The sequence below is a fragment of the Kitasatospora sp. NPDC001683 genome, assembly GCF_053596495.1.
Genome location: NZ_JBSFGK010000150.1, coordinates 1 through 11,926, shown reverse-complemented (window position 1 = coordinate 11,926; position 11,926 = coordinate 1). Strand labels below are relative to the sequence as shown.

The following is an 11,926-nucleotide window of genomic DNA, read 5'->3' as shown; positions in this document are numbered from 1 at the left end:
AAGACGCTCGACTGGGATACCCCAGCCGAGCGTCTACGTGATCTACTCACCACCTAAAACCAAGTGGTGTTGCGACGACCCCTGGAATCCAAGGTTCCCGGTCGGGGCCTTCTTCTGTTCCGTGGCCTCAGTTTTTGGCCTCAGTCGCGAATCCGGGCCTCGGCGGCGGCCTCTGGGCCACCGCCGTCAACCTCTCCTCCGCCGGCGCCGACCCGGCGGTGACCATCGGCCGAGCCTCTACCGACACCTTCCCCGGCATCGCCCCGCCGTCGCGCTGGTGGCCCGTGCCCGCGACCTGCGGAGGACCTCAAGGCCGCTGGTGGCCGGCGTCCGGGTTCGCGCACAGGGCGTCGTCAACCAACTTGGTCTCGGCCTGTTCCACGTGCAGGACATCCTGCGTGGAATTGGCGCGGACGCCCGACAACGACACCACGACGCTGCGCCGGCCGTCAGCGGGGACCCCGGTGGCGGTGATCCAGCCGGCATCACCGCCCTCATGGCCCCAGTACACCCCGCCGCAGGACAGCGGGCGTGAGAAGAGCCCCAGCCCGTCACGGGCGCCCGGCAGGAGCCGCTCGAACTCCTCGCCGACCGGCATGGTCTGCTGCATCTGCGCCATCTGCGCCGGTCGCAGGAGCCGGCCGCCGAGCAAGGCGCGGAAGAACCGGTTGAGATCGGCGGTGGTGGAGACGAGCCCGGCCTCTCCATTGGTGCCCTGGCCGACCTGCTCGGTGACGTCCACGAGCGGCTCGCCGGGTTCGAAGCTCTGGTAGGTCTCCGCGTGCGGCCGGGGCAGCGTGGGTGAAGTACCCGGCCAGAAGGTGTGATCGAGGCCGAGCGGCCGGACGATCCGGTCCCTCACCTCCTCGTGCCAGGAGTGCCCGGCGACCCGCTCGATGATCATGCCGAGCAGGACGTAACCGGTATTGGAGTAGCTCCAGCTCCCGTCCTTGCCGGGCGGGAAGTCCGGGCGGTGGCGCATCGCCCGGGCGACGGTCTGCTCGGGCGTGTAGCTGTCGTACCGGTGCTGCTGGAAGTCCGCCGCCGAGGCGTAGTCCGGGTAGTCGTCGTGGATGCCGCTGGTGTGCTGCAGCAGTTCGCGGATGGTGATCGCGTGACCGTCGTTGCCGTTTCCGGACACCACGCCGGGCAGCCAGCGGTCGACCGAGTCGTCCAGGGAGAGCCTGCGATCACCGGCGAGTTGCAGGGTCACGGTGGCCACGAACGCCTTGGTGACACTAGCCATCCGGAAGTAGCCGTTCCGAGAGACCGGCTGTCGGACCCTCAGGTCCGCGACACCACTGGTGGCGGTCAGGCTCCGGCCGCCGGAGGTGACCAGGCGGGCCTGCACTCCCGTGGCGCCGACTGCGGTGATCGCATCGGCGTCGCGCTGGAGCTGGGTCCGGTCGGAGCAGGCCGCCGACGCTTCGCCAGATGGTGCGGACCACCGCCGGACATGCATGGACGAACCGGCCGATATCATGCCCGGCGTGCGAGTGCTGGTGGTTGAGGACGACGAGGATCTGCGGTTCGCGGTCGTGGCCGCCCTGCGGGGCGGTGGGATGGCCGTCGACGAGGCATGCGATCTTCCAGCCGCGGACGAGGCGCTCTTCGTCAACGACTACAGCTGCGTGGTGTTCGACCGCATGCTGCCGGCCGGCGACTCCGCCGAGTACGTCCAGGGCATGCGACGCGACGGGCATACCGTCCCGGTGCTGTTCCTCACCGCCCGCGACACCGTTGCCGACCGGGTGGAGGGCTTCGCGACCGGCGGTGACGACTACCTGGTCAAGCCGTTCGCCGTGCCGGAGCTGGTGGCCCGGGTGCGCAGCCTGTGCCGGCGGGTCGAGGCCCCCCGCTCGCCAGTCCACCGCTGCGGCGGGCTGGAGATCAACACGGCCCGCCGTACGGTGCACCGTGACGGCGTGCTGCTGGGCCTGACCGGCAAGGAGTTCGCTGTCCTGGAGATGCTGGCCGCCCGCCCCGGAGAGGCGGTGCGCCGCGCCGAACTGATCGAGGGCTGCTGGGATGAGCTGACCGAGCCCAACTCCAACGTCGTCGAGGTACTGGTCTCCCAGTTGCGCCGCAAGATCGGCGATCCGCCGCTGATCCACACCGTCCGAGGTGTCGGCTACCGCCTGGACGGGGAGTCGGACGGGTGAGACCGCCGACCCCGGCGGGCCGCATCCGAAGGCTGCGCCGGCGCATCGCGCTGCTCTTCACCCTGACCAGTGCCGCTGCCCTGATCGGCATGGCCGCTCTCGCCGTCCACGCGGACGACACGTCTTGGCGCGGACAGGTCGACGCCGACCTGACGGCGCGCGTGCGCGAGGCCGTCGCCGAACTTCGGGTCGGTGACGACGGCGCGCTGCTGTACCCGGACCCCAAGGAGGGCGGCTACGACTGCCCGGCCGTGACCCTGTTGACCGGGCCGCCGGACCGCCTCACCGTGGCCGCCCAGGCACACCGGCCCTGTGCCATCGCAGCGCCCGCAGCCGTCATGGCGGTGGCGCAGGCCGCCGCCGCTCCGGGCACCGCCCGTGCCACCTCGCACGACCAGGGCGGCCACCCGGTACGGCTGTTCGCCCAGTCCTTCCTCGCACCACCGGACGAGGACGGTCTCACCGGTGTCGTCGTCGCGGCCACCGACATCTCCGCCCACCAGAGCGCGCACAACCGGCTGACACTGGAGATCACGGCCGCGTGCGCCGCCCTGATCGGCCTGTCCGCGCTCTCCGGCCGACTGCTGGCCGGGCGGGCGGTCCGGCCCGCGCTCGCCGCACTCGACCAGCAGGAGGCATTCCTCGCCGATGCCGCCCACGACCTGCGCACCCCCGCCGCCTCACTGCGACTGCTCGCCGAGACCGGCCTGCGCGGCGAGGCCGAACCCACCGAGGTCCTCCGGCGCACCCTGCGCCTGTCGACCCGCATGGGAGAGCTGGTCGAGGGCCTGCTCACCCGCGCCCGGCTAATGGCGGGGGTGGTCGACCTCGACCTCGAACCGCTGCGCCTCGACCAGCTCGTCGACGCCGTTGTCACCGACACCCCGGCCGAGGGCCACCGGGTGCGCACCCGCACCGAACCGGTCATCGTCCGCGCCGACCCGGCACTGCTGCGCCGGGCCGTCGCCAACCTGCTCGGGAACGCGCTCGCCCACGGCCACGCCCTGGGCGAAGCCGCCGACGTCGAGGTCACGGTGAGCGCGGACGGCACGGTGGCCGTGGACGACGCGGGGCCCGGCGTACCGCCCGAACGGGCGCACTCGCTCTTCGAACGCTTCCACAGCGGCGCGGGCTCCAGCGGCCTGGGCCTGTCCATCGCCGCCTGGGTGGCCCATGCGCACGGCGGATCGCTCACCGTCACGGCAAGCGAGCGCGGCGGCGCCCGCTTCCTGCTGCGCGTCCCCGTGCACCCGCGGCCCTGACCGCCCCGCCGTCCTCACCGAAGCCTCAGGTTCCCTCGGCCAAGCTCCCTGCTGCACGGAAACACGCAAGGCAGGACGGAGCAGCAAGTGAGCGGATTCGCTCGAAGGATACGCAGCACGGACCGGGACCGGGGCCGCTGTGCCGGGGCGGGGCGCGCCCTGGCGGCGGCAGTGGCCGTGCTCGGCGCGAGTGCCCTGACGGGCTGCGCCCCGACCGGCACGGACGCCCCGCGGGCGGCCGCCGCGCCGCCCGCCGCGAGCACCGAGCCGGCCGACCGGGCCGAGCTGCGCCCGTTCTACCAGCAGAAGCTCACCTGGAGCGGCTGCGGCGAGCTGGAGTGCGCCACGCTCACCGTCCCGATGGACTACGCCCAACCGCAGAACGGGAAGACCTTCGTCCTGCCGCTGGCCAGGAAGACCGCCGCCGATCCGGCGCAGCGGGTCGGGTCGCTCGTCTTCGGCCCGGGCGGCCCGGGCGTCTCCGGAGTGCGGCACCTGACGTCCGGGGGGATCGAGTCCTTCAGCAAGGAGTCGAGGGCGCGTTTCGACGTCGTCGGCTTCGACCAGCGTGGCGTCGCCGGCAGCAAGCCGGCCGTCGACTGCACTCCGGCGGACCCTTCCCCGGGCGCTCCTGCGGTCACTCCTCCCGGCGGTACCGGTGGCGCGAACGCGGACGCACCGAAGCCGCTCTTCCCGCGTACCGACGCCGAACGCCGGGCCGCCCTGGCCGATGCGGACCGCTCCGCCGCCGACTGCCGGGCCCGCAGCGGCGCCCTGCTGCCGCACCTCGGCACCCTGGACGCCGCCCGCGACCTGGACGTCCTGCGGGCGGCCCTCGGCGAGGACCGGCTGACCTACATCGGCTGGTCGTACAGCACCTACCTCGGCACGGTCTACGCCGAGCAGTTCCCGCACCGCGTGCGCGCGATGGTCCTCGACGCCGCCGTAGACCCCTCGCTGGACTGGTCCGCCCAAGCCCTGAGTAGCGGACGGGCCTTCCGCAAGGCCGTGGACGACTACGCGGACAACTGCGCGAACGTCGCCGGACCGAACTGCCCGGCCGACACCCCGGACGGGATCCGCACGCTCGTGGCCGACCTGTACGCGAAGGTGGCGCGCCGCCCGCTCCCGGTGAAGGGCAGCACCGAGGGGCTCGACGAGGCCACCCTGCACACGGCCGTCACCATGTCGATGTACACACCGGAAGAGCAGTGGCGCGAGCTGTCCGAGGGGCTGAGCGCCGCCCGCCGGGGCGACGGGACCAAGCTCGCCGCCATCGCCAGGAAGAGCGCGTCCCTGCAGAGCGAAGGCTCCGACAGCCCGTCCGTCCCCGACAGCTCGACCGACTCGACCGCCCCGGCCCCGGCGGACTCCTCGAATCCGGCGCCGCGCGACAACACCGCCGACGTCCTGCTGGCCGTCAACTGCCTCGACGTACCGCACCCGACCGACCCGCAGGCGTACTGGGACGTCCTTGACCGCGCCCACCAGGAGTCAGGTGCCTTCGGCGCCTCGACCGTCCTGGCCGAACTCCCCTGCCGTACCTGGCCCGCGGGGCCGACCGCCCCACACCGCGTCAAGGCCGACGGTCTGCCCCCCGTCCTCGTGGTCGGCACCACCGGCGACGCGGCGACCCCGTACGAAGACGCCCGCAGCCTCGCCGCCCAACTCCCCGGCGGCATGCTGCTGACCTTCGACGGCCTGGGCCACACCGCCTACGGACGCAGCAACAGCTGCGTCACCAACGCCGTGGACCGCTACCTCATCCACCTCGCACCCGTGCCCGCCGGAACGTCCTGTTAACACTGGGACATGCCAGCCCGTACCGCCATCCTCTGGAGAGCGCGGCGGCGTACAAGGACCGGCTGTGCGGGAACGTCGCTGATCAACCTCGGCAGCATCCGACCGCGCAGGTCCCGACAGCAGTGAGGCGCCAGGTGAGCGCCACCCTGCGCTGGTTGCAGTTCTGGTTGCATTCACCCCCGTCCAGGGCCGTTCAGAGCTCGACCAGCGGGCTACTCCACCTCAGGTCATCGACGTGACGCCGGGCAGCCTCCGGGAGCCCATCACCGAGATGGTCGACCAGGGGATCCGCGTGATCAAGCGCACCCTCGACCGCGAAGCCGTGCCACCCCGCTGACCAGCGGACGCCCACGGTCGCCGGCGGACAGCCGGACGAACAGTCGTCGTGTCCCGCATCAGTTTTCCTCTCATCGGGCCTTTTCGGGGGCCTGTGAGTCGTCCCCGTCGGCGTCCTTGGCCACCTGCCGGATGAGGACACTGCGGGGCATCATCCAGCCTGCCTGGCGGGACCGCTCGGCCACCGGCCGGTCGCCAGGCCTGTTCGGGTGCCATCTGTGGGCCATACCGGTCACCAAGGGCGAAGTCCTCTGAGGCGAAGGCCGCGGGCCCGTACAACCTCGTGTGGGGCGCTGGCTTCCCATCGCTTCCGGGCAGGACGGCCAAGGCCGTGCGGCCATCGCTCCGTTTCCGTGCGGGTGAGCAGCAGAAGGAGGACGGACGTGCCTGCAGCTAGGGGTGCCTGGCACCGGTGGATGGCGGCCGCGACGGTGATGGTGACGGCTGGGGCACTCGGCTCGCTCGGGGCAGGCACGTCCGCAGCGTCCGACCTGATGGGATGGGACCGTGCCCAGTGCGCGACCCGGCCCGCCCCGCCGGCGACGAGCGTACCGCCGCCGATCACCTCCGGCAGCGACGTGTGGAGCTTCGTGTCCGCGCCGAAGCTGCATCCCATGCGGGTCACCGTGACCACTCGACAACCGGGCACGGCCCCGGGGGACGTCTTCGTCGCCCCGTACAACCTCACCCAGCCGGTCGGCCAGACCGGGGCGCTGATGCTTGAGGACTCCGGCGATCCGGTCTGGTTCCGCCCGCTTCCCGTCGCGAACCTGGAGAACGGCGACTTCCGGGTGCAGACTTACCACAACCCCCGGACCGGTGGCACACAGCCGGTGCTGACGTTCTGGCAGGGGACCATCGCGATTCCCCCGTACTACACCAACCTGCCCGGCGGCGCCCCCGAGCCGGGAGGCTGCTACTACATCTACGACGACCACTACCGCCTGCTCAGGACGGTCTTCGCCCGGCACGGCTTCTACCCGGACTTCCACGAGTTCCTCCTGACGCGCCGGGGGACCGCGCTGTTCATCGCGTCCAAGCCGGTCCCGATGGACCTCACCCCGTTCGGGGGGCCGAAGGACGGGGCCATCGAGGACAGTGAGGTCCAGGAGGTCGATCTCGCGACCGGGAAGCTCGTCTTCTCGTGGGACGTCCTGGACCACGTGAACCCGGCGGACTCCGAGGTGTCGGCCTCCTCGGCGTCCTCGTCCGGCGGGGTGTGGGACGCCTATCACGTGAACTCGATCGACGAGGGCCCCGACGGCCAGCTGCTGATCTCGGCCCGAAACCTCTGGGCGGTCTACGACGTCGCGCGGCAGACGGGCGCCATCCGCTGGCAACTCGGCGGCAAGAGAAGCGACTTCAGCTTCGGCCCGAACGCGGACTTCTTCTGGCAGCACCACGCCCGGTTCCGGCCGGGAAACCGGATCAGCATGTTCGACGACGGCTGCTGCAACCAGCCGGACGGCACCCCCGAACAGCAGTCGCACGGCCTGATCCTCGACCTCGACCTCCCCAACCACCGCGCGACCGCGGCGCGGACCTACTACCACGCACCGGGGCTGTACGCGGCGTCCCAGGGAGACACCCAGGCGCTCACCAACGGCAACGAGTTCGTCGGGTGGGGGCAGGAGTCGTACTACTCGGAGTACAGGGGTGCCGGTAACACCGAGGGCGACGGCTCGAAGAACCTGCTTTACGACGCCATGATGCCGGGCTCCGACATCTCGTACCGGGCGTTCCGCCACGAGTGGGTCGGCAAGCCGTGGTATCCGCCCAGTGCGGCGGCGCGCGACGGCAGCGGTGGGCGAAGCATCGTCTACGCCTCCTGGAACGGTTCAACGGAGACCAAGGCGTGGCAGGTGCTCGCCGGGCCGGACGCCCGGTCCCTGTCGGTGGTCGTCGACCACGCCGGCCGGACCGGCTTCGAGACGGCCGTCACAACGGACAACCCGGGACCGTACTTCCAGGTGAGGGCGCTGAACGCGAAGGGGGAGGTCATCGGGACGTCCCACGTCGTGACCCGCTCCGGTTGACGGGGGGTGTGATCGACACCAAGTCGGACTCCGCGGGAAGGACCGCTCTCGGTCCGTTATCGGTGGCAGCATCGCCGCGGCTGTCGAACAGCAGCCCCGGCCTGGTCTCGGTTCCGGTCTCGTTCATCGTCGTCCGAATGAGTTCAGTCGCCACCCCGGCAGCAGGATGACCGCAGTTCAGAATGCGTGCGAACGCCACCGGACAGTGCCGAGGAGAATTGGAAAGCGTGTTGGGGGGCAACCCCTCACGAGTTCGAATCTCGTATCCTCCGCAGCTAGAAGGGCTGCACCGTTCCGACGGTGCAGCCCTTCTGCATTCACAGCCCCATCAGCAGTCTCCACGCTGGGTTCCAGAGACTCCGACCCGCCCTCCGACCCCCTCTTCACATGCCAGATGAGTCCGCCGACCCTCCGGGGAGCGCAGAGGCCGAAGGCGACGCGATCATGAAGTCGAGGCAAGCGATACCCAGCCCCCGCAGCGCCAAGGCAGAGCAAGGCGCGGGGTGTACGTTATTATGTACAGCATGAAGACGATGAGTGCGACTGAACTCCGCGGCAACCTCGCCGCCGCGCTCGACGCCGTCGAGAACGACGCCGAAGAACTCGTTATCACCCGCGCCGGCCACGAACCGCTGGTCGTCGTCTCCCTCGCCGAGTACGCGTCACTACGCGAGACCGACTACCTGCTCCGCTCCCCAGCGAACGCCGATCACCTGCGTCGCTCCCTGCAGGAATACCGGGAAGGCCGCGTCCAGGCCCGCGAGCTGATCGACCCCGACGGCCCCACCGAGCAGACCGCGTGAAGGTCCAGTTCACCGAGCGCGGCTGGAACGACTACCTGTCCTGGCAAGCGGACGACCGCCGCCTCCTCAAGCGCATCAACCAGTTGATTGACGACGTCCGCCGCAACGGCAACGAGGGCATCGGCAAGCCCGAGCCTTTGCGCCATGAGCTCGCTGGGGCCTGGTCCCGCCGGATCGACCAGGAGCACCGCCTGGTCTACGTCCTCGACGAGCAAGCCGACACTGTCTGTGTCGTCGCCTGCCGCTACCACTACAGCAAGTAGAGCCTCTACCGCTGCGCTTTGACATCGAGCCGAGACGTCGCATGTCGGACCTCGCGGAGAGGAGCGCCGGGTGGTTGCAGTTCCGATTGCATTCGCCTGTGTTCACAGCCGTCCGGGTGGGCGTCCGTCGGTCGTCTCGTCGCAGGTCAGGACGCTGACGAACGCCCCCGGACTCCCGGACGAACAGTTGGGGGGCAACCCCTCACGAGTTCGAATCTCGTATCCTCCGCCTTCGTCGTCCCGTGGTCCCGGTTTCGGGTGGCGAGCCCCGCCAGCGACCATCAGCGTGTCCGAAAGATCGGGTGAGTCCGTGATGTGACAGGGTGGCCGAAGCCTGCGCTCTGGGCCTTGATCGGCCGGGACGGGAGATGCACCGTGAAAGTCCTGCGACCCACGCTGGCGAAGGTGCCGTGGATGCTGGCGGCGCTGGTCCTCGTGGCCGGCCTCCTGCTGGACCGTTTCGCGCCTCAGCCGTACACGGGACTCCCGCTGCTGGCAGCCGCACCGCTCATCGCGGGTGCCACACTCTCCTTCCGCTCCGCGCTCGCCGTCGTGTGTGTCACGTGCGTGGTCTCGGCGTCGGTGGACCTCGAACGCGGGCGCCCGGCGACACCACTGCTCGTCGATCTCGCCGTGGTCAGCGTGATCGGCGTGCTGGCTCTCGCAATCAACCGGCTGATCGTGCGGCAAGGGCGCGATCTGGCACTGGCCAGGGACGTCGCGGAGAGGGTCCAGCGGGCGGTACTCCCGGAGCCACCGGGGGTGGTCGGGCCGCTGGCCGTGGCTGCGGGGTACACGGCGGCGCAGGCCGAGGCACGGATCGGCGGTGACTTCTTCGCAGTGCAGGAGACGCCGTTCGGGGTGCGGATGATCATCGGCGATGTGCGGGGCAAGGGCATTGCGGCCGTCGCCGCCGTGTCGATCGCGATCGGAATCTTCCGTCATGAGGCCGAGTCCGCTCCCACCTTGGTCACGTTGGGACAGCGGATGGACGAGGCGGTGAACAAGGACACCGCCCGACACGGCCCGGTGCCCGCCATGGAGGGCTTCATCACCGCCGTGCTGGCCGAGGTGTCCCCCGACGGCGAGACACTGAGCCTGGTGAACCACGGGCATCCGCCCCCGTACCTGATTCACGACGGACAGCTCGTGCGGCTCGATCCGGCCGTCCCGCAGCTGCCCCTCGGCCTGGGGCTGGGCGATCTCACTCCTGACGGCCCCGCGCCTGCCGATGTCGTGCGGCTGCCGCCGGGGGCCTCGCTGCTGCTGGTGACCGACGGTGTCACCGAGGCGCGGGACAAGCGGGGGACCTTCTACGATCCACTCGCCTCGGAGCGCATGCGCAGGCGGTTCAGTGACCCCGATGCAGTGGTGGACGCCCTCACCGAAGACGTCGGCCACTGGACCGAGGGCAAACGCAACGACGACATGGCCATCCTGGTGGTCACCCGGCGCCACCGCCCTCCCCGTGTCGCCTGATCAGGAAGCGAGACCACCTCCACCACGCAGGCCCGCCCTACAGCAGCATCGCCTCGAACTGGAACTCGGGTGCGGTCAGCGGTTGCTCGGACCAGATGACCTTGCCGCGGGCCGTGTACCTGGTCCCCCACCGTGCGGCCAGCTGGGCCACCAGGAACAGGCCCCGGCCGCCCTCGTCCGTGGCGTCGGCGTAGCGCAGGTGGGGGGCGGTGCTGCTGGCGTCGGAGACCTCGCAGACCAGGCTGGTGTCGCGCAGCATGCGGACGCGGATCGGCTCGGCGCCGTAACGGAGGGCATTGGTGATCAGCTCGCTGAGGATCAGCTCGGCGGTGAAGCCCAGTTCCTCCAGGCCCCAGACGGTCAGCTGTCCGCCGCATGCGTTGCGGATGCGGGAGACGGCGGCGAACTCGTACGGCACGTCCCAGGTGGCCACCTGGGACGGCTCGAACAGGCGGGTGCGGGCGACGAGGAGGGCGATGTCGTCGCTCGGACGCGGCGGGACCAGCGCGTCGAACACGGCCCGGCAGATCTCCTCGGGGGATGCGTCGGCACGGGCCTGCGCCAGGGAGCGGAGCAGCGCGGCGAGTCCGGTCTCCAGGTCGCGCTCGCGGTTCGTGACGAGTCCGTCGGTGTAGAGGACCAGGAGGGTGCCTGGGGCCAGCTGGAGTTCGGTGGTTTCGAAGGGCAGGCCGCCCACGCCGAGTGGCGGGCCGGCGGGCAGGTCGACGAACTCCACGCTGCCGTCGGTGTGTACCAGGGCGGGCGGGGGGTGGCCCGCCCGTGCCATGGCGCAGTGTCCGGAGACCGGGTCGTAGATCGCGTACAGGCAGGTGGCGCCCGTGACGGTCCCCGTCTCGTCGTCTTCGACGGGTTCGCCCTGGTCGAGGTGGGCGACCAGTTCGTCGAGGCGGGCGAGCAGCTCGTCCGGGGGCAGGTCGAGGGCGGCGAAGTTGAGGACGGCGGTGCGTAGCCGGCCCATGGTGGCGGCGGCGTGCAGGCCGTGGCCGACGACGTCGCCGACGACCAGTGCCACGCGGAAGCCGGGCAGCGGGATGACGTCGAACCAGTCCCCGCCGACCCTGTGCAGTGCCGGCAGGTAGCGGTAGGCCGCCTCCAGGGCGCTCTGCTCGGGCAGTCCGCGGGGCAGCAGGCTGCGCTGCAGCGCCTCGGCCATCCGGTGCTCGCGGGTGTAGCGGCGGGCGTTGTCGATGCTGATCGCGGCGCGGGAGATCAGTTCCTCGGCGAAGGTGACGTCCTCCTTCCCGAACGGCTCGGACTCCCCCGCGCGCCAGAACGTGGCCGTGCCCAGGGCCAGGCCGCGCGCCTTGAGCGGCGTGGAGATCAGCGAGTGGACCCCGTACGCGAGGATCCGGTCGGCGGTCCGCGGGTCGCGTGCCCGCCAGGCCTGCGCCCGGCGCAGGTCGGCGGCGAGCGCGGCGCGCCCGCTCCTCAGGGCGGTCTCTTCCGGTGTGCCGGGCAGCGGGCTGATCTGCGAGCCCACCGGGTAGAACGGCCAGTCCTCGCGGATGCCGCCGACCGCCACCCGGCGGATCCGCGGGCCTCCCGCGACGCCCGTGCCCGGGAGCGGCTCGTCACCGCGCAGCACCGCCTCGGCCAGCTCGACGGTGGCGAAGTCCGCGAAGCGCGGCACCACCGCGTCGACCAGCTCCTGGGCGGTCCGCTCCACGTCCAGGGTGGTGCCGACCCGCAGCCCGGCGTCGTAGATCAGCTGCAGCCGGGCCCGGGCCGCCTCGGCCTGCCCGGCCAGCGCCCGCAGCTCGG

General features: G+C 71.1%; 9 protein-coding genes. 7 read left to right on the top strand and 2 right to left on the bottom strand.

Annotated elements, in window-relative coordinates; genetic code table 11:
- Positions 1 to 307: 307 nt before the first annotated feature.
- Positions 308 to 1,462, bottom strand: a complete 1,155-nt coding sequence (locus ACWCYO_RS38545) for a serine hydrolase domain-containing protein (RefSeq protein WP_449786804.1) — start codon at positions 1,460 to 1,462, stop codon at positions 308 to 310.
- 34 nt (positions 1,463 to 1,496) lie between these two features.
- Between ACWCYO_RS38545 and ACWCYO_RS38540 the strand changes: the two genes are divergently transcribed.
- The 7 genes from ACWCYO_RS38540 to ACWCYO_RS38510 all read left to right on the top strand — a co-directional run bounded on the left by ACWCYO_RS38540 (position 1,497) and on the right by ACWCYO_RS38510 (position 10,144).
- Positions 1,497 to 2,162 carry a response regulator transcription factor gene (locus ACWCYO_RS38540; RefSeq protein ID WP_270151137.1) on the top strand — a complete coding sequence of 222 codons (666 nt, stop codon included), beginning with the start codon at positions 1,497 to 1,499 and terminating at the stop codon, positions 2,160 to 2,162.
- Entirely contained in the window at positions 2,159 to 3,424 is a 1,266-nt protein-coding gene (locus ACWCYO_RS38535; protein ID WP_270145963.1) for a sensor histidine kinase, read from the top strand. Before ACWCYO_RS38540 ends, ACWCYO_RS38535 begins: the two co-directional genes overlap by 4 nt.
- A gap of 87 nt (positions 3,425 to 3,511) precedes the next feature.
- Positions 3,512 to 5,227, top strand: coding sequence for an alpha/beta hydrolase (locus tag ACWCYO_RS38530; protein ID WP_449786803.1), 1,716 nt, complete (start codon positions 3,512 to 3,514; stop codon positions 5,225 to 5,227).
- Between the two features lie 950 nt (positions 5,228 to 6,177).
- Positions 6,178 to 7,599, top strand: coding sequence for an arylsulfotransferase family protein (locus ACWCYO_RS38525; RefSeq protein WP_449786802.1), 1,422 nt, complete (start codon positions 6,178 to 6,180; stop codon positions 7,597 to 7,599).
- Between the two features lie 533 nt (positions 7,600 to 8,132).
- Positions 8,133 to 8,402: a type II toxin-antitoxin system Phd/YefM family antitoxin gene (locus ACWCYO_RS38520; RefSeq protein ID WP_449786801.1), complete on the top strand. Its 270-nt coding sequence runs from the start codon at positions 8,133 to 8,135 to the stop codon at positions 8,400 to 8,402.
- Entirely contained in the window at positions 8,399 to 8,665 is a 267-nt protein-coding gene (locus ACWCYO_RS38515) for a Txe/YoeB family addiction module toxin (protein WP_449786800.1), read from the top strand. Before ACWCYO_RS38520 ends, ACWCYO_RS38515 begins: the two co-directional genes overlap by 4 nt.
- Positions 8,666 to 9,061: 396 nt before the next feature.
- The gene (locus ACWCYO_RS38510; protein ID WP_449786805.1) at positions 9,062 to 10,144 is read left to right on the top strand and encodes a PP2C family protein-serine/threonine phosphatase; all 1,083 of its coding nucleotides are present in this window, start codon (positions 9,062 to 9,064) and stop codon (positions 10,142 to 10,144) included.
- 37 nt (positions 10,145 to 10,181) lie between these two features.
- Here the strand turns inward: ACWCYO_RS38510 and ACWCYO_RS38505 are convergent.
- Positions 10,182 to 11,926: SpoIIE family protein phosphatase (locus tag ACWCYO_RS38505; protein ID WP_449786799.1), on the bottom strand; the 1,745-nt coding region annotated here is incomplete at its 5' end.

Excerpts from the sequence above, each read along its gene's own strand:
- ACWCYO_RS38545 (WP_449786804.1), bottom strand. The coding sequence starts at position 1,462 with ATGCATGTCCGGCGGTGGTCCGCACCATCTGGCGAAGCGTCGGCGGCC.
- ACWCYO_RS38520 (WP_449786801.1), top strand. The coding sequence starts at position 8,133 with ATGAGTGCGACTGAACTCCGCGGCAACCTCGCCGCCGCGCTCGACGCC.
- ACWCYO_RS38525 (WP_449786802.1), top strand. The coding sequence starts at position 6,178 with ATGCGGGTCACCGTGACCACTCGACAACCGGGCACGGCCCCGGGGGAC.